Source organism: Aeromonas sp. TECH754 (assembly GCF_056279295.1).
In genome coordinates this window covers 861,961-888,889 of the sequence record NZ_JBWBRA010000001.1, presented here as the reverse complement: position 1 = coordinate 888,889, position 26,929 = coordinate 861,961, and the positions used below count along the sequence as shown (strand labels likewise).

General features: G+C 62.5%; 25 protein-coding genes. 15 read left to right on the top strand and 10 right to left on the bottom strand.

What is annotated here, in order from left to right; genetic code table 11:
- Position 1: 1 nt before the first annotated feature.
- The 3 genes from carB to dapB all read right to left on the bottom strand — a co-directional run bounded on the left by carB (position 2) and on the right by dapB (position 5,871).
- Positions 2-3,226 carry a carbamoyl-phosphate synthase large subunit gene (gene carB, locus ACZ9IL_RS03950; protein ID WP_476002328.1) on the bottom strand — a complete coding sequence of 1,075 codons (3,225 nt, stop codon included), beginning with the start codon at positions 3,224-3,226 and terminating at the stop codon, positions 2-4.
- Positions 3,227-3,242: 16 nt separating this feature from the next.
- Entirely contained in the window at positions 3,243-4,379 is a 1,137-nt protein-coding gene (gene carA / locus ACZ9IL_RS03945; RefSeq protein ID WP_476002327.1) for a glutamine-hydrolyzing carbamoyl-phosphate synthase small subunit, read from the bottom strand.
- Positions 4,380-5,058: 679 nt separating this feature from the next.
- Positions 5,059-5,871, bottom strand: coding sequence for a 4-hydroxy-tetrahydrodipicolinate reductase (gene dapB / locus ACZ9IL_RS03940; RefSeq protein WP_476002326.1), 813 nt, complete (start codon positions 5,869-5,871; stop codon positions 5,059-5,061).
- A 322-nt stretch (positions 5,872-6,193) separates the two neighbouring features.
- Here dapB and ACZ9IL_RS03935 point away from each other — a divergent pair, with 322 nt between their 5' ends.
- The 4 genes from ACZ9IL_RS03935 (at position 6,194) to serA (ending at position 10,632) form a co-directional block, all read left to right on the top strand.
- Positions 6,194-7,540, top strand: coding sequence for a Na+/H+ antiporter NhaC family protein (locus ACZ9IL_RS03935; RefSeq protein ID WP_476002325.1), 1,347 nt, complete (start codon positions 6,194-6,196; stop codon positions 7,538-7,540).
- Positions 7,541-7,705: 165 nt separating this feature from the next.
- Positions 7,706-8,317 (top strand): 5-formyltetrahydrofolate cyclo-ligase, encoded by a 612-nt coding sequence (locus ACZ9IL_RS03930; RefSeq protein ID WP_476002324.1) that lies wholly within the window; start codon positions 7,706-7,708, stop codon positions 8,315-8,317.
- Between the two features lie 220 nt (positions 8,318-8,537).
- Positions 8,538-9,191, top strand: coding sequence for a ribose-5-phosphate isomerase RpiA (gene rpiA, locus ACZ9IL_RS03925; RefSeq protein WP_476002323.1), 654 nt, complete (start codon positions 8,538-8,540; stop codon positions 9,189-9,191).
- Between the two features lie 208 nt (positions 9,192-9,399).
- Entirely contained in the window at positions 9,400-10,632 is a 1,233-nt protein-coding gene (gene serA, locus ACZ9IL_RS03920; RefSeq protein ID WP_476002322.1) for a phosphoglycerate dehydrogenase, read from the top strand.
- 307 nt (positions 10,633-10,939) lie between these two features.
- Here the strand turns inward: serA and ACZ9IL_RS03915 are convergent, their stop codons facing one another.
- Positions 10,940-11,320, bottom strand: coding sequence for a diacylglycerol kinase (locus ACZ9IL_RS03915; protein ID WP_476002321.1), 381 nt, complete (start codon positions 11,318-11,320; stop codon positions 10,940-10,942).
- 153 nt (positions 11,321-11,473) lie between these two features.
- On the opposite strand from ACZ9IL_RS03915, the gene ACZ9IL_RS03910 reads away from it, so the two are divergent.
- Positions 11,474-12,538 carry a 3-deoxy-7-phosphoheptulonate synthase gene (locus tag ACZ9IL_RS03910; protein ID WP_476002320.1) on the top strand — a complete coding sequence of 355 codons (1,065 nt, stop codon included), beginning with the start codon at positions 11,474-11,476 and terminating at the stop codon, positions 12,536-12,538.
- A 7-nt stretch (positions 12,539-12,545) separates the two neighbouring features.
- Positions 12,546-13,004: an aminoglycoside 6'-N-acetyltransferase gene (gene aac(6'), locus ACZ9IL_RS03905; protein WP_476002319.1), complete on the top strand. Its 459-nt coding sequence runs from the start codon at positions 12,546-12,548 to the stop codon at positions 13,002-13,004.
- Between the two features lie 18 nt (positions 13,005-13,022).
- On the opposite strand, the gene ACZ9IL_RS03900 is transcribed toward aac(6'), so the two are convergent.
- The 3 genes from ACZ9IL_RS03900 to ACZ9IL_RS03890 form a co-directional block, all read right to left on the bottom strand.
- Positions 13,023-13,793 (bottom strand): ATP-binding cassette domain-containing protein, encoded by a 771-nt coding sequence (locus ACZ9IL_RS03900; RefSeq protein ID WP_476002318.1) that lies wholly within the window; start codon positions 13,791-13,793, stop codon positions 13,023-13,025.
- On the bottom strand, positions 13,786-14,787 hold the full coding sequence (gene btuC, locus ACZ9IL_RS03895; protein ID WP_476002317.1) for a vitamin B12 ABC transporter permease BtuC: 1,002 nt from the start codon (positions 14,785-14,787) through the stop codon (positions 13,786-13,788). The genes ACZ9IL_RS03900 and btuC overlap by 8 nt, the downstream gene beginning before the upstream one ends.
- Before the next feature lie 87 nt (positions 14,788-14,874).
- Positions 14,875-15,624 (bottom strand): substrate-binding periplasmic protein, encoded by a 750-nt coding sequence (locus tag ACZ9IL_RS03890; protein WP_476002316.1) that lies wholly within the window; start codon positions 15,622-15,624, stop codon positions 14,875-14,877.
- A gap of 112 nt (positions 15,625-15,736) precedes the next feature.
- Between ACZ9IL_RS03890 and ACZ9IL_RS03885 the strand changes: the two genes are divergently transcribed.
- The 3 genes from ACZ9IL_RS03885 (at position 15,737) to glgC (ending at position 18,799) form a co-directional block, all read left to right on the top strand.
- Positions 15,737-16,093 carry a DMT family protein gene (locus tag ACZ9IL_RS03885; RefSeq protein WP_033131216.1) on the top strand — a complete coding sequence of 119 codons (357 nt, stop codon included), beginning with the start codon at positions 15,737-15,739 and terminating at the stop codon, positions 16,091-16,093.
- Between the two features lie 58 nt (positions 16,094-16,151).
- Positions 16,152-17,291 carry a type IVa pilus ATPase TapW gene (tapW, locus tag ACZ9IL_RS03880; RefSeq protein ID WP_476002315.1) on the top strand — a complete coding sequence of 380 codons (1,140 nt, stop codon included), beginning with the start codon at positions 16,152-16,154 and terminating at the stop codon, positions 17,289-17,291.
- Between the two features lie 233 nt (positions 17,292-17,524).
- Positions 17,525-18,799: a glucose-1-phosphate adenylyltransferase gene (gene glgC / locus ACZ9IL_RS03875; RefSeq protein ID WP_476002314.1), complete on the top strand. Its 1,275-nt coding sequence runs from the start codon at positions 17,525-17,527 to the stop codon at positions 18,797-18,799.
- A 78-nt stretch (positions 18,800-18,877) separates the two neighbouring features.
- Here the strand turns inward: glgC and ACZ9IL_RS03870 are convergent, their stop codons facing one another.
- The 3 genes from ACZ9IL_RS03870 to ACZ9IL_RS03860 are packed head-to-tail and all read right to left on the bottom strand — an operon-like array spanning position 18,878 to position 21,664.
- Positions 18,878-19,120, bottom strand: a complete 243-nt coding sequence (locus ACZ9IL_RS03870) for a FeoC-like transcriptional regulator (RefSeq protein ID WP_476002313.1) — start codon at positions 19,118-19,120, stop codon at positions 18,878-18,880.
- Complete coding sequence (feoB, locus tag ACZ9IL_RS03865; protein WP_476002312.1) at positions 19,117-21,387, bottom strand: Fe(2+) transporter permease subunit FeoB; 2,271 nt, start codon at positions 21,385-21,387, stop codon at positions 19,117-19,119. The genes ACZ9IL_RS03870 and feoB overlap by 4 nt, the downstream gene beginning before the upstream one ends.
- A 49-nt stretch (positions 21,388-21,436) precedes the next feature.
- Positions 21,437-21,664, bottom strand: a complete 228-nt coding sequence (locus tag ACZ9IL_RS03860) for a FeoA family protein (protein WP_033131211.1) — start codon at positions 21,662-21,664, stop codon at positions 21,437-21,439.
- 119 nt (positions 21,665-21,783) lie between these two features.
- Between ACZ9IL_RS03860 and ACZ9IL_RS03855 the strand changes: the two genes are divergently transcribed.
- From ACZ9IL_RS03855 to ACZ9IL_RS03830, 6 genes are all read left to right on the top strand, one after another.
- Positions 21,784-22,113, top strand: a complete 330-nt coding sequence (locus ACZ9IL_RS03855; RefSeq protein ID WP_476002311.1) for a stress response translation initiation inhibitor YciH — start codon at positions 21,784-21,786, stop codon at positions 22,111-22,113.
- Positions 22,114-22,368: 255 nt separating this feature from the next.
- Positions 22,369-22,926, top strand: a complete 558-nt coding sequence (locus ACZ9IL_RS03850) for a TMEM165/GDT1 family protein (protein WP_476002310.1) — start codon at positions 22,369-22,371, stop codon at positions 22,924-22,926.
- A gap of 249 nt (positions 22,927-23,175) precedes the next feature.
- Positions 23,176-24,114 (top strand): DUF2157 domain-containing protein, encoded by a 939-nt coding sequence (locus ACZ9IL_RS03845; protein WP_476002309.1) that lies wholly within the window; start codon positions 23,176-23,178, stop codon positions 24,112-24,114.
- The gene (locus tag ACZ9IL_RS03840) at positions 24,107-25,126 is read left to right on the top strand and encodes a DUF4401 domain-containing protein (RefSeq protein ID WP_476002308.1); all 1,020 of its coding nucleotides are present in this window, start codon (positions 24,107-24,109) and stop codon (positions 25,124-25,126) included. Before ACZ9IL_RS03845 ends, ACZ9IL_RS03840 begins: the two co-directional genes overlap by 8 nt.
- The gene (locus ACZ9IL_RS03835; protein WP_476002307.1) at positions 25,123-25,620 is read left to right on the top strand and encodes a GDYXXLXY domain-containing protein; all 498 of its coding nucleotides are present in this window, start codon (positions 25,123-25,125) and stop codon (positions 25,618-25,620) included. The genes ACZ9IL_RS03840 and ACZ9IL_RS03835 overlap by 4 nt, the downstream gene beginning before the upstream one ends.
- A gap of 178 nt (positions 25,621-25,798) precedes the next feature.
- A complete protein-coding gene (locus tag ACZ9IL_RS03830) occupies positions 25,799-26,602 on the top strand; it encodes a substrate-binding periplasmic protein (RefSeq protein WP_476002306.1) in 804 nt (267 codons plus the stop codon).
- The last annotated feature ends 327 nt before the right edge of the window (positions 26,603-26,929 follow it).

The following is a 26,929-nucleotide window of genomic DNA, read 5'->3' as shown; positions in this document are numbered from 1 at the left end:
CTTAGCGGTTTTTCACCTTCTGATGCAGTTCCTGCACCGAGTTCACATTGGCGGTGGCATCGACGCTGATGGCCATGCAGGTGGCGAACGCCTCGTTCAAGGTGGTGGTATAAGCCACCTTGTGTTGCAAGGCGGCGCGGCGCAACTGCTTGGAGTCCTGGATCGCCACCCGCCCTTCGGCGGTGTTGACGATGTAGGTGTACTCACCGTTCTTGATGCGATCCAGGATGTGCGGGCGACCCTCGTGCACCTTGTTGACCAGGCGCGGGTTGATGCTCGCCTCACCCAGCGCCACGGCGGTGCCGTGGGTGGCATCGAGCTCATAGCCGAGCTCCAGCAACTTGGCGGCGAGGTCAACGACCTGCGCCTTGTCGCTGTGACGCACGGACAGGAGGGCGCGCCCCTCTTTGGGCACGGCGTTGCTGGCACCCAGTTGAGCCTTGGCATAGGCCTCGGCGAAGCTGCTGCCCACCCCCATCACCTCACCGGTGGAGCGCATCTCTGGCCCCAGCAGCGGATCCACGCCCGGGAACTTGGCAAAGGGCAGTACCACCTCTTTCACCGAGTAGTAAGGCGGGATGATCTCGGTGGTAAAGCCCTGGGCGCGCAGGGACTGACCGGCCATGACGCGGGCGGCAATCTTGGCCAGTGGCGCACCGGTCGCCTTGGAGACGAAGGGCACGGTACGGGCGGCACGCGGGTTCACCTCGATGAGGTAGATGTCCTCTTCCTTGACCGCGAACTGCACGTTCATCAGGCCGACCACGCCGAGTTCCAGCGCCAGCTTGCGCACCTGCTCGCGCATCTCGTCCTGAATCTTCTTGGACAAGGTGTAAGGCGGCAGGGAACAGCCCGAGTCACCGGAGTGGATACCGGCCTGCTCGATGTGCTCCATGATACCGCCGATGACCACGTCGGTGCCGTCACAGATGGCGTCCACATCCACCTCGGTGGCGTCATCGAGGAAGCGGTCCAGCAGCACCGGCGATTCGTTGGAGACGCTCACGGCTTCGGTGAAGTAGCGGCGCAGGTCGGTCTCGTCATAGACGATTTCCATGGCGCGGCCACCCAGTACGTAGGAGGGGCGCACCACCAGCGGGTAGGTGATCCGCTCGGCAGTCAGCACCGCCTGCTCCAGGGTCGTAACGGTGCCGTTCTCCGGCTGCTTGAGGCCGAGGCGCTCGACGGCTGACTGGAACCGCTCGCGGTCTTCGGCGCGGTCGATGGCATCCGGGCTGGTGCCGATGATCGGCACGCCGTTCGCCTCCAGGGCACGAGCCAGCTTGAGCGGGGTCTGGCCGCCGTACTGGACGATGACACCCTTGGGCTTCTCGATGCGCACGATTTCCAGCACGTCTTCCAGGGTCACCGGCTCGAAGTAGAGTCGGTCCGAGGTGTCGTAATCGGTGGAGACGGTCTCCGGGTTGCAGTTGACCATGATGGTCTCGTAACCGTCTTCGCGCAGGGCCAGAGCCGCGTGCACGCAGCAGTAGTCAAACTCGATGCCCTGACCGATGCGGTTCGGACCGCCACCGATGATCATGATCTTGTCGCGGTTGCTCGGGGCGGCCTCGCACTCCTCGTCATAGCTCGAATACATGTAGGCGGTGTTGGTGGCAAATTCCGCCGCGCAGGTATCGACCCGCTTGTAGATGGGGAAGATGTTGTGGCGGGCACGCAACTTGCGCACTTCACCCTCGGCCACGCCGAGCAGCTTGGCCAGACGCGCATCGGCGAAGCCCTTGCGCTTCAGGCTGCGCAGGAAGTCGGCATCGAGCCCGGCCAGGCCGCGCTCTTTCACCTGCTCTTCCAGCTTCACCAGGTCTTCAATCTGCACCAGGAACCAGGGGTCAATCTTGGTCAGCTTGAAGATGCCGTCCATGGAGAGACCGGCGCGGAACGCATCGGCGATGTACCAGATGCGGTCACAGCCAGCATCTTGCAGCTCGTGGCGGATGCGGGTCAGTGAGTCAGGGGCATTGAGGTCGACCATGGGATCGAAGCCGGTCTTGCCGGTCTCGAGGCTGCGCAGGGCCTTGTGCAGGGACTCCTGGAAGTTGCGGCCGATGGCCATCACTTCCCCGACCGACTTCATCTGGGTCGTCAGACGGTCGTTGGCACCGGCAAACTTCTCGAAGTTGAAGCGCGGCACCTTGGTAACCACGTAGTCGATGGCCGGCTCGAAGGAGGCCGGGGTGCGGCCGCCGGTGATGTCGTTCATCAGCTCGTCCAGGGTGTAACCGATGGCGAGCTTGGCGGCGATCTTGGCGATGGGGAAACCGGTCGCCTTGGAGGCCAGCGCGGAGGAGCGGGACACCCGCGGGTTCATCTCGATGATGACCATGCGGCCATCTTTCGGGTTGATGCCGAACTGGACGTTGGAGCCACCGGTCTCGACCCCGATCTCGCGCAGTATCGCCATGGAGGCGTTGCGCATGATCTGGAACTCCTTGTCGGTCAGCGTCTGGGCTGGCGCGACCGTGATGGAGTCACCGGTGTGGATGCCCATGGGGTCGAAGTTCTCGATGGTGCAGACGATGATGCAGTTGTCGTTGCGATCCCGCACCACTTCCATCTCGTACTCTTTCCAGCCGATCAGCGACTCATCGATGAGCAGCTCCTTGGTCGGCGAGAGGTCCAGACCGCGCTCGCAGATCTCGACGAACTCTTCGGTGTTGTAGGCGATGCCGCCGCCCGAGCCGCCCATGGTAAAGGAGGGGCGGATGATGCAGGGGAAGCCGACCATCTGCTGCACACCCCAGGCCTCTTCCATGTTGTGGGCGATGCCGGCACGGGGGCATTCGAGGCCGATGCTCTTCATGGCGATATCAAAGCGGCGGCGATCTTCGGCCTTGTCGATGGCATCGGCGGTGGCACCGATCATCTCCACCCCGAACTCGGCCAGCACGCCGTGTTTTTCCAGATCCAGCGCGCAGTTCAGCGCGGTCTGGCCACCCATGGTGGGCAATACGGCGTCCGGGCGCTCTTTCTTGATGATCTCGCGCACCACTTCCCAGGTGATGGGCTCGATGTAGGTGGCATCGGCCATCTCGGGGTCGGTCATGATGGTGGCCGGGTTGGAGTTCACCAGGATGACGCGGTAGCCCTCCTCGCGCAGGGCCTTGCAGGCCTGGGCGCCGGAGTAGTCGAATTCGCAGGCCTGACCGATGACGATGGGGCCGGCGCCGAGGATCAGGATGCTCTGTAGGTCGTTACGTTTTGGCATGGCTTCTCTTTTCCTCTTAAGCGCGATACTGCTTGATCAATTCAATAAAGTGGTCGAACAGACCGGCACAGTCGTGCGGGCCCGGGCTCGCCTCGGGGTGACCCTGGAAGCTGAAGGCCGGACGGTCGGTGCGGTGAATGCCTTGCAGGGAGCCGTCAAACAGGGAGACGTGGGTGGCACGCAGACACGCCGGCAGGCTGTTGTCATCGACCGCAAAACCGTGGTTCTGGGCGGTGATCATCACGGTGTTGTCGTCCAGGCTCTTCACCGGGTGGTTGGCACCGTGGTGGCCGAACTTCATCTTCACTGTCTCTGCGCCGGAAGCCAGGCCCAGCAGCTGGTGACCCAGACAGATGCCGAACACCGGGGTATTGGTTTCAAGGAAAGCCTTGATGGCCTCGATGGCGTAGTCGCACGGCGCGGGATCCCCCGGGCCGTTGGAGAGGAAGATACCGTCTGGATTCATGGCCAGCACCTCGGCGGCCGGGGTCTTGGCCGGTACCACGGTCAGGCGGCAGCCACGGTCCACCAGCATGCGCAGGATGTTACGTTTGACGCCAAAATCGTAGGCCACCACGTGGTATTTGAGCTCATCGGCCGCCGGGGTGATGTGCCCCTTGCCGAGCTGCCAGCTACCCTCGGTCCAGCTATAGCTCTCGGATACGGTGACTTCCTTGGCCAAGTCCATCCCCTTGAGACCGGGGAAGGCACGGGCCTGTTCGAGGGCATGAGCCTCATCAACCTGCTTGCCGGCCAGGATGCAACCGGCCAAGGCGCCTTTCTCGCGCAAGATACGGGTCAGTTTGCGAGTGTCGATGTCGGCGATGCCAACGATGTTGTGAGATTTGAGGTAATCGGAGAGGGATTGCTGACTGCGGAAATTGGAGGCAAGTATCGGAAGATCCCGGATGATCAATCCCTGAGCGTGGATTTGACTGGACTCTTCATCTTCGCTGTTGGTGCCGGTGTTGCCTATATGGGGGTAAGTGAGGGTAACGATCTGACGGGAGTAGGAGGGATCGGTGAGGATTTCCTGATAGCCCGTCATCGACGTATTGAAAACCACTTCACCAACGGAACATCCCTCGGCGCCTATCGACACGCCTTTGAATACCGTTCCATCTTCCAGCACTAGCAATGCAGTGTGATTCAAGACAACCTCCAGTTATTTAGCTTTAAATTCAGCAATTTACCTGGGTGTTGCGGGTCCGGACGCTGTTTGAAACAGGTTCAAACCCGGCAGATTTCTGGCAAATTGGGCGCATTCTACTCAAAAATGATCGCATTTCAACGTCTTTTCTCGTTTTAAATGCATCTAAATTCAATAAAAAAGCAACATTACCCATTATCTATGCACTAACTTGCTTTGCAACCCCCTGTTCGAAAAGAAACGCAGAAACCAGCAATCAAAGTCGACCCATATACCATGCAAAGAGCACAAACCAATATTTACTACGTTAAAAACAAACACATATGATTTTAAAAAATAAACAACCAGACCTTTAAAGCCATATTTAATGGGAGATAATTGGTGAAAGAAGATGGAAAGCGTTTTTCTTGTTTTGCATTTTTAGTCTTTTTTGTGGGATGTAAAAAAATGCGTTCGCGGGGGGTGTTGAGGCTCAATCCCGTTACCCTTTGATGACATTTTCGCAATGCAGGCGCGGGAGGAATTGGAGATTGTGAGAATTTGACATGGTTCGAAGAAAAAACAGTGCTTAAGCCAGATTTATACAAAAAGACAAGAAAAACCCCGGCGAACCGGGGTCTGGCAACAGGATGACGACGCCGAGGCAGCCGGGTGGCGACCCCCTCACCGGCGCTCTGGCGCCTTATTTCAGATTGAGCACGTCCTGCATGTCGTAGAGCCCGGCATGCTGGCCCTTGAGCCACTTGCCCGCCCGCACGGCACCGTTGGCGAAGGTCAGACGGCTGGAGGCCTTGTGGCTGATCTCCACCCGCTCGCCGATGTCGGCAAACATGACGGTGTGTTCCCCCACCAGATCGCCGGCACGGATGGTGGCAAAGCCGATGGTGTTGCGATCCCGCTCGCCGGTGATCCCTTCGCGGCCGTAAACGGCGCACTCTTTCAAGTCACGTCCGAGCGTCTTGGCCACCACTTCCCCCATGGAGAGCGCGGTGCCGGAGGGGGCATCCACCTTGTGTCTGTGGTGCCCCTCGATGATCTCGATGTCGGTGTAATCCCCCATCACCTTGGCGGCCTGCTCCAGCAGCTTGAACACCAGGTTGACGCCCACCGAGTAGTTGGAGGCGAAGACGATGCCAATCTTGTCACCCGCCGCCAGCAAGGCCGCCTTGCCCGCCTCGTCGAAACCGGTGGTGCCGATCACCATCTGCTTGTGATGGGCCAGGGCGAACGCCAGGTTCACCAGGGTCACCTCGGGGCGGGTGAAGTCGATGATGAGATCGAACTCATCGCGCACCTTGTCCAGGCTGTCGCTGATGCTCACCCCCAGCTTGCCGAGGCCGTTGAGCTCACCGGCATCCAGCCCTATCACGGCAGAGCCCGGTCGCTCCAGCGCCGCCCCGACCACCACGCCCTCGGCGTTGGTGATGGCCTCCAGCAGCACCTTGCCCATACGACCATTACAGCCCATCACGGCCACACGGATCGGATTGTCCATCTCCACCCTCTCATCTGTTTGTTTTATGGAAAGATGACCGTTTTACCAGCCCGCGTCCCCTTTGAAAAGCTCGCCGTGGCCGTGGTTTCGACACCAACAAATAAACGGATTACTCAATTAAAATCCGAATATTCAACAGATTTAATCGAAATTGCGGAATTGTAAGATAAAAAAAATGTCCATCTGGACGTCTATCTTGACCAAATGACCCTGACTCACTACCGTGGGCCCCCCATAGCGGCAGGATGCCCACCCTGTGCCCGAGTGATCCGGATTCACACAGGCCGCGACAGGAGGTCATTGTTCAAGTTTCGAGGAACACATGATCCAGACCCAACCCAGTGCCAGGGCCTTGCTGCCCCTGCTGGTCTTTCTTGCTCTCTTCATCGGTACCGGCACCTGGCTGACCCTGCAGGGGGTCGAGTTCGCCTTCTATCAACTGCCCGCCCCCGTGGCCGCCCTGCCCGCCGTCATGCTGGCGCTGATGCTGGGCAAAGAGGGGTTCAACAAGAACCTCGAGACCTTCTTCAAGGGGGTCGGTGACAGCAATATCATGGCCATGTGCCTCATCTATCTGCTGGCGGGTGCCTTCGCCACCGTGGCCAAGGCCACCGGCGGGGTGGATGCCACAGTCGCGCTGGGTCTCTCGCTGATCCCCGGCTGGTTCCTGTTGCCGGGTCTGTTCCTCATCTCCGCCTTCATTGCCACTGCCATGGGCACCTCCATGGGCACCATAGGCGCCGTGGCGCCGGTGGCACTCGGCGTCGCCCAGGCGACCGGCATCAGCCCCGTGCTGATGGCGGGCACCATCCTCTCCGGTGCCATGTTCGGCGACAACCTCTCCATCATCTCCGACACCACCATAGCCGCGACCCGCAGTCAGGGCTGCGAGATGAAGGACAAGTTCCGGGAGAACGTCAAGATTGCCGCCCCCGCCGCCGTGCTGGTGATCCTGCTCTACCTGCTGCTGGGCTCTACCGGTGCAGTGCCAGCCGCTACCGCCGGCGCCGATCTGTTCAAGGTCGCCCCCTATCTGCTGATCCTGGTGCTGGCCCTCAGCGGGATGAACGTGTTCGTGGTGCTGGGACTCGGCATCCTGGCCGCCGGTGGCGTTGGCCTGGTCGGCAACTATCCCCTCGGTCAGTTCAGCAAGGATATCTATCAGGGCTTCACCAGCATGCAGGAGATCTTCCTGCTCTCCATGCTGATCGGCGGCCTCGGCGCCCTGATGGAACGCCAAGGGGGACTGGCCTGGATCAGCGCCCGCATCGCGGCCCTGATTGCCCGCTTCACCCGCGCCCACGACGGTGAGCAGAACGAGAAGGCGGCCGAGCTCGGCATCGCCGGGGTGGTGAGCCTCACCAACCTCTGCACCGCCAACAATACAGTGGCCATCATCGTCGCCAGCAAGGTGGCGCGAGATCTGGCGGAGCAGCACGGGGTCACCCCGCGCCGCGCCGCCTCCATGCTGGATATCTTCTCCTGCGTGGTACAGGGCCTCATCCCCTGGGGCGCCCAGGCGCTGCTGCTCGGCTCCATCTTCGCGCTGTCGCCGCTGGCGGTGGTGAGCATGAGCTTCTATCCCATGGCCCTGGCTTTAGCTGCCATAGTGGCGGTGTTTATCAAGCATCAGACGAGAAGCGCCACCGAGCAGCGGCAAGCTGCCTGAGTCGCCATTCTTTGATACCGGGCGCTGTACCAAGCAGCGCCCGTCACTGGCTGGGCCCTCACCACGGGACCCGCTCAGAACTGGCTTTATCCCTCCTTCGCTTTTCATCCCGGATGACCCTTGTTAAGGTAACCCCAGCCTTTCGGTGCCATCACAGGAGCCCCCATGCCGGATACCCCATCTGCTCGACCCGATGAGCGACAATCCCTGCGCCAACTCATTCGCCAGCGCAGGAAGAGCCTGAGCCCGGCCGAGCAGCAAGCCGCCGCCGCGCAGCTGGTGGTCCGCTTCCAGGGGCACCCTGAGATCCTCGCAGCCAGGCGCATCGCCCTCTATCTCGCCAACGACGGCGAGCTCGATCCCCTGGCCGCCATCCAGTGGCTCTGGGCCCAGCACAAGGAGGTATTCCTGCCGGTGCTGCACCCCGATGCCCCGGGCCACCTGCTGTTTCAACGCTACACCCCTACCAGCCCCATGACCCGCAACCGCTACGGCATCCCCGAACCCGAGCTCGACCCGTCCCTGGTGCTCCCCCACGACGCGCTGGACATCATCTGCACCCCGCTGGTGGCCTTCGATGCGGCAGGCAACCGGCTCGGCATGGGGGGCGGTTATTATGATCGCACCCTGGCCGACTGGCACGCGCACGGAGTGGGCCCAAGACCCCTTGGGCTGGCCCACGACTGCCAACAGGTGGATGCGGTGCCCAAGGAGCAGTGGGACGTGCCGCTGCCCGAGATCATCACCCCCGGCCGCCGCTGGCAGTTTTCCCGCTAGCGCGAGGCAGCGGTCTCTTCAAGCCACCTCATCACGCCGCCTTTGCCAGGGCGGTTGGACGCCAATGTGCTCGCCGTGCCGGTGCTTTTTCGCTGGGGTGCCCAATAAACAGGCAAACGATTTACATCTTGGGGGTTTTTGGGCCGGAACGTGAGCGCCGTGGTCGCTCTGACAGGCGGGCTTGGATATAATGCGCCCGCTTTTTCCCAGAGGATCGATCATGACTCAAGATGAAATGAAGAAGGCGGCCGGTTGGGCTGCACTCAAATACGTGATTCCCGGCACCATCGTCGGGGTCGGCACCGGCTCTACCGTCAATCACTTCATCGACGCCCTGGCGACCATGAAGGACGAGATCAAGGGTGCGGTATCGAGTTCAATCGCCTCCACCGAGCGCCTCAAGGGTTTCGGCATCAAGGTGTATGATCTCAACGACATCGATGCCCTCTCCGTCTACGTGGACGGCGCCGACGAGATCAACGCCAGCCGCGACATGATCAAGGGCGGTGGCGCTGCCCTGACCCGCGAGAAAATCGTGTCCGCCGTGGCCGACAAGTTCATCTGCATCATCGACAACACCAAGACGGTCGAGGTGCTCGGCACCTTCCCGCTGCCGGTGGAGGTGATCCCCATGGCCCGCGAATACGTGGCCCGCGAGATCCGCAAACTGGGCGGCAACCCGGTATGGCGTGAGGGGGTGGTCACCGACAACGGCAACATCATCCTGGACGTCAAGGGCATGGCCATCCACGACGCCAAGGCGCTGGAAACACAGCTCAATGCCATCGTGGGCGTCGTCACCAACGGCTTGTTCGCTCACCGTGGTGCAGACGTGGTGCTGATCGGTACCCCAGATGGCGTCGTTACCCAATAATGGCGTAACACCGCAATGACGGCGCCTGATGGCGCCGTTTTTAGTTATTCCTCAATCAGTTGCAAACCACGCTTTACAACAAACGTTGATAACATCAAAGAATTTGACTTTCGTCACAAATATTCCCTCTCACAAACGTTTTTGCTACTTTACGGTTTTCTTCACACCGCATACCTGCACGCATTTTTAAAACAATAGAGGGATCGTCATGACAGCCAAGTTTTCGCTGGACAAGGATAAAATCAAGGTACTGCTGCTGGAGGGAGTCCATCCCAACACGGTGGAAACCTTCCGTGCCGCCGGTTACACCAGTGTGGAGTATCTCAAGACTTCCCTGTCGGAAGAGGATCTGATCGAGCGCATTCGTGACGTGCATTTCGTCGGCCTGCGCTCCCGCACCCAGCTCACCGAGAAGGTGCTGGACGCCGCCGGCAAGCTGGTCGCCATCGGCTGCTTCTGCATCGGCACCAACCAGGTTGCCCTCGACGCCGCCCATGTGCGCGGCATTCCGGTGTTCAACGCCCCCTTCTCCAACACCCGCTCGGTGGCCGAACTGGTGCTGGGCGAGATCCTGCTGCTGCTGCGCGGCATCCCGGAGAAGAACGCCAAGTGTCACCGCGGCGTCTGGGAAAAACTCGCCAACCGCTCGGTCGAGGCCCGTGGCAAGAAGCTCGGCATCATCGGCTACGGCCACATCGGTACCCAGCTTGGTATCATCGCCGAGATGATCGGCATGAAGGTCTACTACTACGACATCGAGAACAAGCTCTCGCTCGGCAACGCCATCCAGGTGCCGAATCTGGTGGAGCTGCTCAACATGTCCGACGTCATCAGCCTGCACGTGCCGGAGACCGCCTCCACCAAGGATCTCATCGGTGCCGAGCAGTTGCGCATGATGAAACCCGGCGCCATCTTCATCAACGCCTCCCGTGGCACTGTGGTGGACATCGAGGCCTTGGCCGACGTCATCAAGAGCGGCCACCTCTCCGGCGCCGCCATCGACGTCTTCCCGTCCGAGCCCAAGTCCAACGACGAGGAGTTCCTGACCCCGCTGCGCGGCCTGGACAACGTGATCCTGACCCCGCACATCGGTGGCTCCACCCAGGAAGCCCAGGAGAACATCGGGCTGGAAGTGGCCAACAAGCTGGTCAAGTACTCCGACAACGGCTCCACCCTCTCCGCCGTCAACTTCCCGGAAGTCTCACTGCCCGGTCACAAGGGCTCCAGCCGCCTGCTGCACATCCACCGCAACCAGCCGGGCGTCATGAACCAGATCAACCAGATCTTCGCCGACGAGGGGATCAACATCGCCGGTCAATACCTGCAGACCAGCAGCCACATCGGCTACGTGGTGATCGACGTGGAGACCGAGCACAGCGAGAAGGCGCTCGCCAGGCTCAAGGAGATCGGTGGCACCATCCGCGCCCGTATTCTGCACTGATGACCTCTGATCCAATGGCCTGAGTCGCCGCTCACGCGCCCAACAAAAAGCCCGTCTCGATGACGGGCTTTTTTATTGAAGAAGGCGGTGGCGACCTAACCTCAACTCATGGTTTATTGGCGGGAAATAACGATATTTAACACTGGTAACTAAGTTTTTATTAGCATGATATTCCACAAAAATGGCGTTGCCATGCACCTTCAGATAAGGGCCCTGACCCCACGGCGGCAATGCTCTTATCCCCCGCGACCACCAGTAGAGAGGTGCCCTCCCCGTTGTCAGTCGCTATCGCCTAGCAAAGTGGCGCTTACCACCAGCCCAGCAGATTGCGTCCCACCAATGCGCCCCACACCAGAGCGTTGAGGGCCAGGGCGATAAAGACGGCGGCGGAGCCCAGATCCTTGGCGCGTCCCGACAGTTCGTGATGTTCGGAGCCGACACGGTCGACCACGGCCTCGATGGCGGAGTTGAGCACCTCGACGATCACCACCAGCCAGCTGATGCAGATGAGTAGCAAGATCTGGTTGAGGGAGTCCCCGAGCCAGAAGGCCAGCGGCATCAACAGCAGGATCAGCACCAGCTCCTGACGGAAGGCGGCCTCGTTAATCCAGGCTGATTTGAGTCCTTTCATGCTGTAACCGGTTGCATTGATGATGCGAGTGACCCCGGTCGCGCCTGGCTTTGCCACGATAACTACCTCATTTGGAATGGCTTTTGGGCTCACATCCTAGCAGAGCCCTTGAAGGTTTCCATCAGGGGATTTTTACTTTATTTTATCCCTTTGCCTTTTCGGCACGCCATCAGGCGACCGCCCACCTCACCCACTCGAGAATTGAGTCGAATGTCCATTCACACCGATGAATTGCGCACCCGCCCACTGGAGTCCTTGATCACTCCGAGCGAGCTCGCGCACGCCTTCCCCATCAATGACCGCATCGCCCAGAACCTGCTGGATGCCCGCCGCGACGTGGAAGCCATCCTGGCCGGTGAGGATCAGCGCCTGCTGGTCATCGTCGGCCCCTGCTCCATCCATGATCCGGCCGCCGCCCACGACTATGCCCTGCGCCTCAACGCCCTGCGCGAGCAGTATAAAGAGAGCCTCTGTGTCGTGATGCGCACCTATTTTGAGAAGCCGCGCACCATCGTCGGCTGGAAGGGGCTGATCAACGATCCCCGCCTGGACGGCAGCTTCGACGTCAACGAGGGTCTGAAACTGGCCCGCAAACTCTTGGTCGACATCAACGAGACCGGCATGCCCACCGCCACCGAGTTCCTCGACATGGTGACCGGCCAGTACATCAGCGATCTCATCACCTGGGGCGCCATCGGCGCGCGCACCACAGAATCCCAGGTGCACCGCGAGATGGCCTCCGCCCTCTCCTGCCCGGTCGGCTTCAAGAACGGCACCGATGGCAACACCCGCATCGCCATCGATGCGGTGCGCGCCGCCCGCCACAGCCACATCTTCTATTCCCCGGACAAGGACGGCAAGATGACCATCTACCGCACCGCCGGCAACCCCTATGGTCACGTGATCCTGCGCGGCGGCCATCGCCCCAACTACGATACCGCGAGCGTGGACGAGGCCTGCGAGGCCCTGGCCGACGTCGGTCTGCCCCAGCGGCTGGTGGTGGATTTCAGCCACGGCAACAGCATGAAGGATCACCGCCGCCAGCTCTTGGTCGCGCAGGATATCTGCGATCAGCTGCGCCGTGGCCGCACCGGCATCGCCGGCATCATGGCCGAGAGCTTCCTGGTGGAAGGCCGTCAGGATGTGGAGAACGGCTGCGCCGCCACCTTCGGCCAGAGCATCACCGATGCCTGCCTGTCCTGGGCCGACACCGAGACCCTGCTGGCCATGCTGGCAGAAGCCGCCCAGGTGCGCCTTGCCAAGCAGCAAGGCTGAACCCGGCATGGCAGAGACCGCCTGGCGGATAGTGCCTCTCGATGAGGCACGGCTGGCGCAGTGGGCGACCCTGCGCCAACAACTCTGGCCACACCATGAGCTCGGCGCCCATCAGCAGGAGGGGCGCGAGATGCTGGCCAATACACGCCTGAACGCCTTTCTGGCGCTGGATGAGCAGGATCAGGCGGTGGCTTTTGCCGATGCAGCCCTGCGCCAGGATTATGTGAACGGCTGCGAAAGCAGCCCTGTGGTCTATCTGGAAGGGGTGTATGTGCTGCCGGCGCTGCGCCAGTGCGGGCTGGCCCGTGCCTTGATCGCCCAGGTGGCGCAGTGGGGCCGTGAACAGGGTTGCCGCGAGCTCGCCTCCGATGCCGCCATCGACAACCTCCCCTCACAGCGAATGCATGAGCGGCTCGGTTTCTGCGAAACAGAGCGGGTCGTCTTCTTCAAAAAGGCCCTCGGCTAACGCCAGGGCCTTTGTCCATTACAGGCTCGGCATAAACCAGACCCGGCCAGCGGCCTCGATGCGATCCGTCTTTATCTGGAACACCTGGGCCAGCAAGGCTTCGTCGATAAGCTCTGTGCCCCCCTCGCTCACCACCTGCCCCCCTTGCAGGCAGAGAATGCGATCCGCCCAGTCGATGGCCAAGTTGATGTCGTGGATGGCGATCACCACCAGCAGCCCTTGTCGAGTCAGCTGCTTGAGCAGGCGCAGCAAGGCGAGCTGATGGTGCAGATCCAGTCCCGCCAGCGGCTCGTCCAGCAGCAGGACCCGCCCCGCCGGATTGAGCCCGGGCCAGATCTGCAGCAGGGTGCGGGCGATCAGCACCCGCTGCTGCTCGCCACCGGACAGGCGGCTGAAGTCTCGCGCCAGCAACCCCTCCAGCTCGAGCGCCGCGCACAGCTCGGCCACCGCCTGATTGCGCAGCTCGGGCGCTGTTGTCTCGGCCAGTCCCAGGCTCAGCACCTGAAACACCGGGATATGAAACAGCTGGGGCTGGCGCTGGGGTAGCATGGCACGCTGCTGAGCAAGCTCAGGCCAGCTCATCTGCGAGATGGATTGACCTTCGAGCAGCACATCCCCCTTCCCGGGAAGGATGCCGGCCAGGGCGCCGAGCAGGGTCGACTTGCCGCTGCCATTGGGGCCGAGCAGGGCCACCAGCTGGCCGCCGCCCCAGGCGAGATCCAACGGAGCCAACCGCTCGGGGATGGCCAGCGCACGGGCTGCGAGCACTGCATGGGAACGGTCAGGCATTGGCGTCTTGCCTCAGCAGCAGATAGATGAAGAGCGGTGCCCCCACCGAGGCGGTGATGACCCCGATGGGCAGCTCGCCGGCGCTCAGGGCCGAGCGGGCGATGAGATCGGCGCCGAGCAGCAGGGCACCGCCACCGAGGGCCGAGGCGGGCAACAGGAAGCGCTGATCGCTGCCACCACAGAGGCGCAGCAGATGGGGCACCACCAGCCCGACGAAGCCAATGACCCCGCACAGGGCGACCGCAATCCCGGTCAGCAGGCAGACCGCCAGCACCAGCCGCACCCGCACCCTGTCCACATCCAGCCCCATCAGACGAGCCTGGGTCTCCCCCAGCAGCAGTTGCTGCAAGGCCCTGCCCTGCCAACAGAGCCAGCCGAGGGTCAGCGGCAGCACCAGCCACCACCAGGCGAGCTGCTGGCTGCCATAGGAGAGGCTGCCCATCATCCAGAACATGAATTCGCGCAAGGAGGCGTCGTCGGCAAAATACATCAGCCAGGTCATGGCCGCGTTGGTGAGGATACCGATGGCGACCCCGAACAGCAGCAACTTGGCGTGGCCGAGCCGGGCCCGGCGCGCCAGCCGAATGAGCAGCATGGTCACCAGCAGGGCACCGCCGAAGGCCGCAAGAGACAGACCCCAGCCCGGCAAATAGACGCCGAGGGACTTGGCCACCGCCATCGCCACCATGGCGGCAAGGCCTGCACCGCTCGAGACGCCGAGCAGGCCGGGCTCCGCCACCGGGTTGTGCAGCATCACCTGCAGCACGGCGCCACCACAGGCGAGCGCCGCCCCCGCCAGCAGGGCCAGCAGGGCGCGCGGCAGCCGCAGCTCCAGCAGTATGTGGCGCTCCAGCTCACCCAGCGGCTGCCAGGGCAGCAGCAGGAATTCTCCCCAGGCCAGGGACAGCAGGAACAATGAGAGCGTGAGCAGCGACAGGGCGATCAGCCAATGGCGCTGCCAGCGCCGCTGGCGATGGATGAGAGCGAGATACACGCGGGATCCCCGAAATGAGACAGGCTCGGCTACCGAGTGGGGAGCCAGCAGGAAAGCTGCATGATAACAGCGCCCGGCTACCCGAGGTCAAGGGTGGTAGGCCTTGGCCAGCCCCTCTACCTCGCCGCTTGCCACCATCTCTTGCAGCGCCTGTGCCAGCACAGGTTCGAGACGCTGATGGGGTGAGCGCTTGCTCATGCCCAGATAGAGCAGCACAGGGTGTGGCGGGCGATAATCCGCCTTGATGAGACCGGCGTCGTTGCGCTGGCTGAGGGCATAATCCACCTGGCAGTCGGTGCCTATCATCAGCGGCAGGTGGCCGCGCTCCACCATGCGCAGCAACTGATCCTCGGTAGGCACGCCGTGCTTGTCGAGACTCTGGTCGTTGTCGAAGGCATCAAAGTAGGCGGAATTGAGCACATAGCCCAGCTTCCTGCCTCGCAGATCGTCCTGGGTCCGCAGGCTGGCGACCGCCGCCGGCTTGCCATAAAACGCCGGACGGCATTGGTAGTAGGCCGGTTGCAGATAATTGATGAAGGCGGCACGCTCCGCCGTCAGCGCCAGTCCTATCATCAGGTCGGCCTGACCGGTCTGCATCTGCTTGAGGGCCCGCCCCCACGGCACCCGCTTGAGTTCGAGTACGATGCCGCTGCGGGCCTGCAACTGGCGCAGAATATCGATATCCAGGCCATAAAACTCGTCGTCCTGCGCGAGCATGCGAAACGGCGGCCAGACATCGGTCACCACCGTCAGGGTTGGTGCTCCGTTTGCCATGGAGGCAACGGGCACCATGCAGGCAAACAGCAGGCCAAGCACTCCCCAGCTTGTCTTGCCCATCCATCTCCAGCCTTATGTTGCTTCATCCTTGTGGGATAAAAATACCCTCAAGCCCCACTTATGGAAACCCATGAAGTCGAGATAAAATGCATTGATTTCAAAGGAGAACCTAATGAACCCTATCGTCACCAGCATCGGATTGCTGATCTGCAGCAACGTCTTCATGACGTTCGCCTGGTATGCCCATCTCAAGAGCATGAACCACAAACCCTGGATCATCGCCGCCCTGGTGAGCTGGGGGATCGCGCTGTTCGAGTACCTGTTGCAGGTGCCCGCCAACCGCATCGGCCACACTGTGCTCACCGTCGGTCAGCTCAAGATCCTGCAGGAGGTAATCACCCTGACGGTATTCGTGCCCTTCTCCGTCTTCTATCTGAAAGAAGACCTGAAATGGGACTATCTCTGGGCCGGGCTCTGCATCATGGGGGCGGTCTTTTTTGTGTTTCGCGAGAAACTCACCGGCGCCTGACAAGGTACACTCAAGCACATCAATCACCACCGCATCCCTTTGAGTGACGAGGCAAAACATGGAATTGCGCGACATGCTACAGACCCTGGCCAAGCAGGATGGCTCGGATCTCTATCTCTCCACCGGCGCCCCCCCCTGCGCCAAGTTCAACGGCGCCCTGCGCCCCTTGAGCGAGACACCGCTGGAGCCCGGCGAAGTGGCCAGGATCGCCGCCGACATCATGGATCTCGAGCAGAAGCAGCAGTTCGAGAAGGAGCTGGAGATGAACCTCGCCATCTCCCTGCCCCAGGTTGGCCGCTTTCGGATCAACATCTTCAAGCAGCGCAACGAGGTCTCCCTGGTGGCGCGCAACATCAAGACCGAGATCCCGCGCTTCGAGGATCTCAAGCTGCCGCCGGTGCTGCTCGACACCATCATGGAGAAGCGCGGCCTGGTGCTGTTCGTCGGTGGCACGGGTTCGGGCAAATCCACCTCGCTGGCGGCGCTGATTGATCATCGCAACCGCAACAGCGGCGGCCATATCATCACCATCGAGGATCCGGTGGAGTTCGTGCATCGCCACCGCAAGAGCATCATCAACCAGCGCGAGGTGGGGGTGGATACCCGCAGCTTCCACGCGGCGCTGAAAAACACCCTGCGCCAGGCCCCTGACGTGATCCTGATCGGCGAGATTCGGGACAGGGAGACCATGGAACACGCGCTGGCCTTCTCCGAGACCGGTCACCTCGCCATCTCCACCCTGCACGCCAACAACGCCAACCAGGCGCTGGATCGCATCATCAACTTCTTCCCCGAGGAGCGCCGTCCGCAGCTGCTCAACGATCTGGGCAACAACCTCAAGGCCTTCGTCTCCCAGCGGCTGGTGAAGACCACCGATGGCGGGCGCCGGGCGGCGGTGGAGGTGATGCTCGGCACCCACACGGTGCGCGATCTCATCAAGCGCGGGGAGTTTGGCAGCCTCAAGGAGATCATGGAAAAATCCAGGGCCCTCGGCATGGTCACCTTCGACAGCACCCTGTTCGATCTGGTGGTGGAAGGGGTGATCGACGAGGAAGAGGCGGTGAAGAACGCCGACTCGGCCAACAACCTGCGCCTCAAGATCAAGCTGTGGCGGGAAAAGGGACAGATAGCCAGCAGCGCCGATGCCAGCGGCTGGAGCCTGGAGCCCACCAAGGATGGTGGACCCGATCTGCTCTAGCGCTCATCACACTACCCACCCCGCATCGGGGGTGGGTACAACCCTAGCCTGCCGCCATACCCCTCCCCTTCCTCAAGACGACATCCGGCCCTCTTTTGAACCTCGCCGATCACTCAAGTGACACATCCATCAATTAATCATCCTCCCGACGACAAAGCATGATTGAAAACAAAGCCACTGATCCCCAAATGGGACACCGTATCAAGTGTTCCACTAATAAAAAGGGGGGATAAATGTCGTTACAACCAACCAGTACAGCAAGAGCAAGACAGTTGTTGAACGAGACCATGGCACTGGTGCTTGCCGGAGGCCGAGGCAGCCGTCTGCGGCAGTTGACGGATCACAGAGCAAAGCCGGCGGTACCCTTCGGCGGCAAGTTTCGCATTATCGACTTCGTGCTCTCCAACTGCATCAACTCCGGTCTTCGCCGGGTGGGTGTCGTGACCCAATACAAGTCCCACAGTCTGCTGCGCCACCTGCAATCGGGCTGGTCCTTCCTGCGCTACCAGATGAACGAGTTCATCGAGCTGCTTCCCGCCCAGCAACGGGTGGACGAAGTCAGCTGGTATCGTGGCACCGCCGACGCTGTGTATCAGAACCTGGACATCATTCGCGAGCACGCCCCCAAATACGTGGTCGTGCTGGCCGGCGATCACATCTACAAGATGGACTATGCCGCCATGCTGCTCGATCACGTCCAGCTCGGTGCCAAGGTGACAGTGGCCTGCATCGAGGTGCCACGCCACGAGGCGAGTGCCTTTGGCGTGATGGCCGTCGGTGAGGATCGCAAGATCCACCACTTCGTCGAGAAGCCAACGGATCCGCCCGCCATGCCCGGCAAGCCCGACACCGCGCTGGCCTCCATGGGGATCTACATCTTCGAGGCAGAGTATCTCTATCAGTTGCTGGAGGAGGATCTCGCCAATGAGGCATCCCACCACGACTTTGGCATGGACGTGATCCCGCGGGTCGTCAGGGAGGGGACCGCCTACGCCCATCCGTTCGGCCTCTCCTGCGTCGGCAGTTGCCACCAGACACGCCCATACTGGCGTGATGTCGGCACCGTGGACTCCTTGTGGGAGGCGAACATGGATCTCACTTCCGTCACCCCCGAGCTCGATATTTACGATCAGAACTGGCCCATCTGGACTAGCCAGAAGATGATCCCACCCGCCAAGTTCGTGCAAGACGAAAACGGCCAGCACGGCTTGGCCATCAACTCCATGTTCGCCGGCGGCACCATCGTCAACGGCTCCTTTATCACGAGCTCAGTCCTGTTCCCCAACGTGCGGGTCGACTCTTTCTGCACCCTGGATCAGGCGGTGGTCTTCCCCGGCGTCGAGATAGGAGCCGGCTGCCGGCTGCGCCGGGTGGTGATCGACAAGGGCTGCCGACTGCCGGAGGGGCTGGTGGTGGGAGAGAACGCCGATGAGGACGCTCGCCGCTTCTACCGCACCGAGCAGGGCATAGTGCTGGTCACCAAAGAGATGCTGGCCAGGCTGGAGTGAGCCCAAACCTTGGGAGCGCCGAGGCGCAGATAACAAAGAACCCGCCGATGGCGGGTTCTTTGTTATGGGATGGCAAGCTCAGCTCTGCTGGATCACGCCGATCTGGCCGGGCTCGCACCACTCGAACATCACCTCCTGGCTCTTGCCGCAGCAGTTGCCGCCGCACACCTGGGTCTCCCGCTTGGCGACGCGCCCCTTGCGCATCCAGACGCCGAGCATGGCCTCCACCGCATCCTCCGAGGTGTGGAAGTGGCGGGCCAGCTCCCGCCGGCTCACCCTCTGCTGCACCGCCAGATAGTCACCCAATTCGCGCAAGATCATAGGGTTACCACCTTGCGTGCCACTATGTCGCCGTGACGACGGCCAAACCACCACAGCAGCACCAGGGAGAGACCGTAGCTCGCGACCCACAGCAGGCTCTGCTCGGGGTGAGCGGCGAAGGTGGCCACCTGATAGAAGACGGTGGCACACAGGAAGGCCGTGTAGTTGCACCAGGCGGCGGTGAACAGCGCCCACTGCCTACCGGTTTCCCGCACCAGGGCGCCCATGGCGGCGGCGCAGGGCATGTAGAGCAGCACGAACAGCAGGTAGGCGAAGGCCCCGGCCGCGCCGTCGAAGTGAGTCTGCATGTTGCCGTAGGTGGAGGTGTCGACCTCCTGCGCCTCGGCGGCCGCCTGCTTGTCTTCCAGATCGCCGACCTTAATCCCCATGGGATCCGCCGGATCGATGTCCGCCAGGTTGGCGGGGATAGTGGCGAGGGCCTCCTGCAGGCTGGCGATCAGGGAGTATTGTGCCTCTTCCTCATCCCCGGTGTTGCCGGCGTACAGGCTGTTGAGGGTGGCGACGACCGCCTCCTTGGCGAAGATGCCGGTCAGGATGCCGACCGTCGCCTGCCAGTTCTCCTCACGGATCCCGATGGGATGCAACACCGGCGTCACCGTCTGGCTCAGCTTGCTCAGCACCGAGCTCTCCTGATCCTGGTTGCCGAAGCTGCCGTCCGTGCCGAGGGAATTGAGCACGCTCAGCACCGCCACCATCAGCACGATCGTCTTGCCCGCGCCGAAGATGAAGGCCTTGAGTTTTTGCCAGGTGCGGATCCCCACGTCCACCGGACGGGGCCACTCGTAGTCCGGCATCTCCATCACCATGGCGTCGCTCTTGCCCGGCAGCAGGGTGCTGCGCAGGAACAGGCCGGTGAGCACCGCCACCAGAATGCCGAAGAGATAGAGGCCGAACACCAGGTTCTGGCCGGATTCGGGGAAGAAGGCCACCGCGAACAGGGCATAGACCGGCAGACGGGCGCCGCAGGACATGAAGGGCGCCATGGCCGAGGTCATCAGCCGCTCACGCTCGGAATTCAGGGTGCGGGTCGCCATCACCGCGGGCACGGTGCAGCCAAAGCCCATCAGCATGGGCACAAAGGCCTTACCGGGCAGGCCGAGGCGGCGCATCAGGGCATCTACCACGAAGGCGGCGCGGGCCAGGTAACCCGAGCTCTCCAGCACCGCGAGGAACAGGAACAGACAACCCACCACCGGGATGAAGGTCGCCACCGTCTGCAGACCGGCGCCGATGCCGTCCGCCAGCACGGCCCCCAGCCAGTCCGGGGCATTGATGAGCCCCAGCAGATGATGGATCCCGTCCACGAACAGGGCACCGCCCAGGATGTCGAAGAAGTCGATGAAGGCGCTGCCCACCTTGATGGCAAACATGAACATCAGGTACATCACCAGCAGGAAGAAGGGAATGCCGACCCAGCGGTTGAGCAGCACCCTGTCCAGCCACTCGCTCTGGGCGACGGTGAGCTTGCCCTGTTGGCGGCACGCCTGCTGGCTCCAGTGATGGATGTGACCGTAGCGCAAATCCGCCAGTTGCAGATCGATGTCCTGGGCGTTGTGGGCACGCCGAATCAGGTTGCTGGCGGCGGCTTGCTGACCGGCCTGCAGGGTCTCCTGCATGGCGATGTCTTCCTCCAGCAGGCGCAGGGCACGACCACGGGTGGCCAGATGATGGGGGGCGAGCAGGGTCTCCAGCTCGGCGATGTCGGCTTCGAGGGGTTGGCCGTAATCGAGCACCAGCGCGGGCTGGGTCTTGCCGATAAACTGCTGGATCTGCGCCTTGAAGGCCGCCACCTGCTGGCGATTGTGGGCCGACAGCGACACCACGGGGCAGCCGAGCGCCTCGGCGAGCAGGGCTTCGTCTATGGTGACCCGGCGTTTTTGCAGCAGATCGATCTTGTTGAGCACCACCACCATGGGCAGGCCCAGCTCGCGCAGTTGCAGAGTCAGATAAAGGGAGCGCTCCAGATTGGCGGCGTCGATGACGTTGAGCAGCAAGTCCGGCTGCTGGCCCTGCACGTAGCGGCTGGCGATCTGCTCGTCGAGGCTCGCCTCCTGATTGGCCAGAGCGTAGATGCCGGGCAGATCCATCAGCTGATAGTCGTGGCCGCCGGCGGAAAACTCGCCCATCTTCTTGTCGACGGTGACCCCACTCCAGTTGCCCACCTGCTGGCGGGCGCCGGTCAGGGCGTTGAACAGCGAGGTTTTGCCGCTATTGGGATTGCCGACCGTAACCAGGTTGTAGCTCATGTCGGTTTGACCTCGATGCGTTGTATCAGGCTCTGCTGTTGAAAGGGGTTCATAACACCTCCACCTCTATTTGCTGCGCCAGGCTCTTTTGCATGGAGAGACAGATGCCCTGGCACTGGATCTGGAGCGGATCGCCGAGGGGCGCCGTGCGCAGGTAGATGACTTCAGTCTGAGGCAGCAGGCCCATCACCATCAGCTTGCGTCGTAGCGGGCGCGTCAACTGGTTCATGTTCTTGATGCGAGCACTCTGCCCCGGCGACAACTGCGTGAGAACCATGGCTGACTCCTGAAGTTAAACAAGAATAATTCGCTTTTAGTCGGGGAATTATAAGCTGTGCCCCCAACTTTTATTTGCGTAAAATCAAACTCCGCTCAGCTAACTCACAAAGATTTACCATGACCCCAGACAACAACAACCGCCTGGTCTACAGCACGGACGGCGGCATGATCAAGGAATCCACCAGCGTCCAGCCCGCCTCCCCCTTTCCCACCGATGGGGTGGTGCGCATCCGCCGCGAGACCAAGGGCCGCAAGGGCGCCGGCGTCATCACCGTCCACGGCGTGCCGGCAGATCAGCAGAAAACACTGGCAACCCTGCTCAAGAAGAAATGCGGTACCGGTGGCGGTCTGAAAGACGGGATCATCGAGATCCAGGGGGATAAACGGGACCTGATCAAGGCCGAATTGGAGAAGGCCGGCTTCAGCGTCAAGCTGGTGGGTGGCTAATAGCCTTGTCTCGCTTCGACTTTTTCCCTAGAATGCCCGCTCCCATCGAGGGGGAGTAGTCTCGCCGCCGGTCCCGCTTTTATAGCCAAAACCGACGCGCGATCCTGATCAACATACTTGGTGCCAACTCACCATGGTCAGGATGATCCGGGCAATGCCGGATTTGACAAGACCTTTGACGGGCCAGTGCCAATACCGGGGACGGATGGCGCAGGCTTGTCATAGGTATAACAATTCCGTCCCCCGGTTATTTTTATGGAAGCCTTGTTAACCTCAACCCTGAGCGTGGCCATCGCCGAGATCGGCGACAAGACCCAGCTGCTGGCGTTGCTGCTCATCTGTCGTTTTCGAAAACCCTGGCCCATCATCGCCGGCATGCTGGCGGCGACTCTGCTCAACCATGCGGGTGCCGCCTGGATAGGCGGGTTCATCAGCAACTGGCTGGATCCCAAGGTGATGACCTACCTGGTGGCGGCAGCCTTCATCGCCATGGCGGCCTGGATCCTGGTGCCGGACAAGATGGACGATGAGGAGAGCTCCCTCGACAAGTACGGCCCCTTCATGGCCACCTTCGTGCTGTTCTTCATCGCCGAGATCGGGGACAAGACCCAGATAGCTACAGTGCTGCTGGCGGCCAAATACGACTCCCTCACCCAAGTCATCGCCGGTACCACCCTCGGCATGATGCTGGCGAACGTGCCCGTGGTGCTGCTTGGCAAACTCGGCGCCGACAAGCTGCCCCTCCAGGGGATCCGCATCGCCTGCGCCGTGCTGTTTGTCGGGCTCGGCGTCAGTACCCTGCTCTTCGTCTGATGCGGCCCTCATAAGGTAGGGAGGTCAGCGTGAGCACTGACTTACCCCACCAGAGCGCCAGCCTCATCAAGCCCCGATCCCAGAACGGGGCTTTTTTGTGCCTCCCTGTGGTGTCTCCCAGGCAACCCATGCCGCTCCCCCAACGGCCGAGCGGCTGTCGCAGCCACCCGGTCGGGGTCTGCCCCGGGCCGCCGCACCGTGCCATAATGCGACAAACACAAGGACAGACAGGCACTTGGGAGCCTTGCCATGCACCTCACCTCAAGACAGACCCTGCTCGACTGGGTCAGACGCGGCCGCCTCGCACCGGCAAACCTGCCGCCCGCCCTCGCGCTGATGGGCCTTCCCCCCGCCAGCGCGCGTTGGCAGTGGCTGTTCGACAGGCTGCTGCTCTGGCTTGGTTGCCTGTGTCTGGGCGCCGGTCTGGTCTTCTTCGTCGCCTTCAACTGGCAGGCGCTCGGCCGCCTTTCCCGCCTCGCCCTGCTGGAGCTGCCCCTGCTCGCCATGCTGCTGGTGCTGTGGCGCAAACCCATGACGGAGTCCCCCCGCCAGGCCCTGCTGCTGGCGGTGGCCCTCAACATCGGCGCCCTGCTGGCGCTGGTGGGCCAGACCTATCAGACCGGCGCCGACCCCTGGCAGCTGTTCGCCACCTGGGCCCTGCTGCTGTTGCCTTTGGCGGCTCTGGGTATGAGCCCACTGCTCTGGACCCTCTGCTGGCTGCTCGGCCAGCTGGCGCTGGTGCTCTACTGGCGGCTCGGCCTGTTCGGCTTCTTCTTTGCGTTCGATGAGCAGGCCCTCGGCTGGTGCCTGACCCTGTTCAACGCCGCGCTCTGGGGTGCGCTGCTGCTGGTGCCCGCCCGCTTCAAGCTGATGCCTTCCTGGCTCGCGGGGCTGGCGGCCGGGCTCGGCATCACCTTGCTCGCCCTGCTGGCACTGTTTGATGCCGCCTCCCCCTGGGTATGGCCCGTCTGGCTCGGTTGGCTCATCGCCGCCTATCTGCGCTGGCACCATAGATTCATCGCCGGGCTCGCCATGGGGTGTCTGAGCCTCATCGCCGTCACCCTCGCGGCCCTTGGCAAGTGGATGGAGCCCGACGTGAACGGCTTCCTGCTGCTGAGCCTCATCGCCATCGGCCTCTCGGTCGCGGCCAGCCGCTGGCTGCAACAGCAACGGAGGCAACATGTCTGAGCTGACCCCCTGGCAGCGGCTGCTGGCCGCCAATCTGGTGGAGGGCGAAGCCCCCCTCGACGATCAGCCTCACTGGTCGAGCCGTTTCCTGCTCGGCATGGTGGGCTGGATAGCGGCCCTCTTCCTGCTGTTCTTCCTGTTCATGGCATTCGACGAACTCACCCAGGAGGCCAACCATGCCCTCGCCATGGGTGCCATCCTGATGGCCGCGGCCCTCGGCCTCAATCGCCGGGCCAAACGCAGCACCAAGTCCAGCGATTTGGGGGATCAGTTCGTGCTGGCGCTGGCGCTCGCGGCCGATGCCTGGCTGCTCTATGGCCTCATCGACCGGGTCGATCTGCACTCGGCTCCGCTCTGGCTCGGCCTCACCGCGCTCTCGCTGGGGATAGCCGCCCTGTTCGAGCACTGGCTGGTGCGGCTGTTTCACAGCTTCGCCGCCGCCCTGCTGCTCACCCTGGCCCTCGCCTGCCTCGGCCTGCAACTGCTGGCGCTGCCGCTGGTGATGGCCGCGCTCACCGCCTGCTGGCTGCTGGCCGAGCGGGAGCCCATGCGCCATCAGCTCTATGAGTCTCTCACCCTGGGGCTGGCCCTCTCCCTGCTGGTGCTGGGCCGCTTGCACCATCCGCTGTGGGAAAGCGGCGGCAGTGTGCTCGACGAGCTGGGCCACTCCCGACTGCCGCTCTGGCTCAATCCCGTGCTGTGCGCGGCCCTGCTGCTCGGGGTCATGATCCGGCTCAAGCTGCCGCTGCTCTATGGCCTGCCGCTGGTGCTGATCAGCGCCATCATTCCCGGCATGGGAACCGGCGCCCTGGTGCTGGTACTCGGTTTTTATGCCGGGAGTCTCGGGCTGATGACCCTGGCGGGCCTGCTGTTGCTCGGCTTTGGCTCCCTCTATTACTACGATCTGGGGCTGACCCTGATGACCAAATCCTGGCTGCTGCTGGGCTCGGGAGCCCTGCTGCTCGGGGCCCGCCAGCTGTTGAAACACCTGAGCGGGAGGACCCCATCATGAGACGCCTCGCCCTCTTGCTGACCGGCCTGGCCATCCTGGTGGGCATCAACGTCACCGTCTGGCGCTTCGAACGCGCCATGAGCAGCGGCGAGGTGGTGCTGCTGCGCCTCGCCCCCGTCGATCCCCGTTCCCTGATGCAGGGGGATTACATGCGACTGAACTACGAGATAGCCCGCCAGCTGGTGAGCCTGGGCCAGGAGAAGGCGGCAACCGATACCCTGGTCATCCAGCTCGATGAGCAGCAGGTGGCGCACTGGGTGACCGACGGCAAGCCGGAGGCACTTGAGGAGGATCAGCGCCTGTTGCAGGCCCGCCGCCAGGATGGTCAGTGGCGGATCGGGCCCGATGCCTTCTTCTTCGAGGAGGGCACGGGTGAGCAGTTCGAGGCGGCGCGCTACGGCGAATTCAGGTTGCAGGCCGATGGCAAGACGCTGCTGGTCGGCCTTCGCGACGAGCAGTTCAAGCCCATCGGCCAGCTCAGGGCCGCCTGGTAAGCCACTTCTTCCTTCCCCCCTACACAGCGATGCCCCCGCCAGCCTGTCTCGCGGGGGGTGGCCGCTGATAGCCCTCACCACGCCATGCCGATCCCGCGCCTGCCACAGGCCCGCCGCGCGGGCGGCCCCAATGCCATGACTACACTAGAGGTGCACACACAGCATCGGGATGGTCGGGATGAGAAGAGGGATAGCCTTTGTCACGGGAGAGCGCGCACCAGCCGCCTTGCTGCTGGCCACGCTCGTCACCCTGCTCCCGGCCACGCTCTGGGGCACAAGGGTGCAGGCCAGTCCGGCGCTCGCCCAGCTGCATTACCTCACCGAAGAGTACAGACCCTACAACTTCACCGATGACACCGGCAGCCCCACTGGCCTGGCCGTCGAGCTGCTGCAACTGGTGTGGCAGAAGACAGGCACCCCGGCGCCGGCGATCAACATCCTGCCCTGGGCCCGCGGCTATTACCTGCTGACCCAGAAACCCAACGTGGTGCTCTTCTCCACCGCCCGTACCGAGGCGCGGGATCCCCTGTTCAAGTGGGCCTGCCCCATCGGCTATGCCGAGATAGTGCTGATGGGGCTGGCCAAGCGCGACATCAGGATCACGACGCTGGAGGAGGCCCAGCGCTACCACATCGGCGCCGTGCGCACCGACGTGGGGGAGCAGCTGCTGCTCAACGGCGGCTTCGACGAACAGAAGATCATGACCGCCGACCACCTCTCCCAGGCCCTGCGGATGCTCACCTCGGGCCGGGTCGATCTCCTCTCCAGCAACAAGACCACCCTGCAGGAGCTCATCGCCGTCCAGCAGCTGGATCCCGCCCAGTTCAAGGTCGCCTGGGTGCTGAGCTCCGAGCAGTTCTGCTTCGCCTTCAGCCATGCGGTCGATGATGCGCTGGTCAAGGAGTTCCAGCGCGGCCTGACCCAGGTGCTGGCCAGCGAAGCATTCTTGCGGCTCCAGCACAAATACTTCCCGGCGCCCTAGCGCAAGGCGGCCATTCTCACCGACAACCAGGGGCCGACGAGGCCCCTTGTTGCGTCTCCCACCGCGCCGCGGGCCGCCCGTCAACGCCGCCGGTTCTCTGCTCAGCCACCACCATCCGGCCCTCCGCCATCCCCCGGAGAGAGCACAGACAGTCATGCACTTGAGTCACTTGCACTCTCAACGCGGTGGATCGGACCACACTGGCTCCGTAAGATAGGCGCGCCGTCCGTGCCGTCCTGGTGAGCAAGACCCAGCGTGCGCGCGGGCAAGGCGATCATCAGGGGCGGCGAGACAGGGCTGCCCGGCCCTGCCGCAAAATAAAACAGT

Bases quoted from the DNA above. Each gene is read 5' to 3' on its own strand.
- carB (WP_476002328.1), bottom strand. From the start codon at position 3,226: ATGCCAAAACGTAACGACCTACAGAGCATCCTGATCCTCGGCGCCGGC.
- dapB (WP_476002326.1), bottom strand. From the start codon at position 5,871: ATGGACAATCCGATCCGTGTGGCCGTGATGGGCTGTAATGGTCGTATG.
- ACZ9IL_RS03935 (WP_476002325.1), top strand. From the start codon at position 6,194: ATGATCCAGACCCAACCCAGTGCCAGGGCCTTGCTGCCCCTGCTGGTC.
- ACZ9IL_RS03930 (WP_476002324.1), top strand. From the start codon at position 7,706: ATGCCGGATACCCCATCTGCTCGACCCGATGAGCGACAATCCCTGCGC.
- rpiA (WP_476002323.1), top strand. From the start codon at position 8,538: ATGACTCAAGATGAAATGAAGAAGGCGGCCGGTTGGGCTGCACTCAAA.
- serA (WP_476002322.1), top strand. From the start codon at position 9,400: ATGACAGCCAAGTTTTCGCTGGACAAGGATAAAATCAAGGTACTGCTG.
- ACZ9IL_RS03910 (WP_476002320.1), top strand. From the start codon at position 11,474: ATGTCCATTCACACCGATGAATTGCGCACCCGCCCACTGGAGTCCTTG.
- ACZ9IL_RS03900 (WP_476002318.1), bottom strand. From the start codon at position 13,793: ATGCCTGACCGTTCCCATGCAGTGCTCGCAGCCCGTGCGCTGGCCATC.
- ACZ9IL_RS03890 (WP_476002316.1), bottom strand. From the start codon at position 15,624: ATGGGCAAGACAAGCTGGGGAGTGCTTGGCCTGCTGTTTGCCTGCATG.
- ACZ9IL_RS03885 (WP_033131216.1), top strand. From the start codon at position 15,737: ATGAACCCTATCGTCACCAGCATCGGATTGCTGATCTGCAGCAACGTC.
- tapW (WP_476002315.1), top strand. From the start codon at position 16,152: ATGGAATTGCGCGACATGCTACAGACCCTGGCCAAGCAGGATGGCTCG.
- glgC (WP_476002314.1), top strand. From the start codon at position 17,525: ATGTCGTTACAACCAACCAGTACAGCAAGAGCAAGACAGTTGTTGAAC.
- ACZ9IL_RS03870 (WP_476002313.1), bottom strand. From the start codon at position 19,120: ATGATCTTGCGCGAATTGGGTGACTATCTGGCGGTGCAGCAGAGGGTG.
- feoB (WP_476002312.1), bottom strand. From the start codon at position 21,387: ATGAGCTACAACCTGGTTACGGTCGGCAATCCCAATAGCGGCAAAACC.
- ACZ9IL_RS03860 (WP_033131211.1), bottom strand. From the start codon at position 21,664: ATGGTTCTCACGCAGTTGTCGCCGGGGCAGAGTGCTCGCATCAAGAAC.
- ACZ9IL_RS03855 (WP_476002311.1), top strand. From the start codon at position 21,784: ATGACCCCAGACAACAACAACCGCCTGGTCTACAGCACGGACGGCGGC.
- ACZ9IL_RS03850 (WP_476002310.1), top strand. From the start codon at position 22,369: ATGGAAGCCTTGTTAACCTCAACCCTGAGCGTGGCCATCGCCGAGATC.
- ACZ9IL_RS03845 (WP_476002309.1), top strand. From the start codon at position 23,176: ATGCACCTCACCTCAAGACAGACCCTGCTCGACTGGGTCAGACGCGGC.
- ACZ9IL_RS03840 (WP_476002308.1), top strand. From the start codon at position 24,107: ATGTCTGAGCTGACCCCCTGGCAGCGGCTGCTGGCCGCCAATCTGGTG.
- ACZ9IL_RS03835 (WP_476002307.1), top strand. From the start codon at position 25,123: ATGAGACGCCTCGCCCTCTTGCTGACCGGCCTGGCCATCCTGGTGGGC.
- ACZ9IL_RS03830 (WP_476002306.1), top strand. From the start codon at position 25,799: ATGAGAAGAGGGATAGCCTTTGTCACGGGAGAGCGCGCACCAGCCGCC.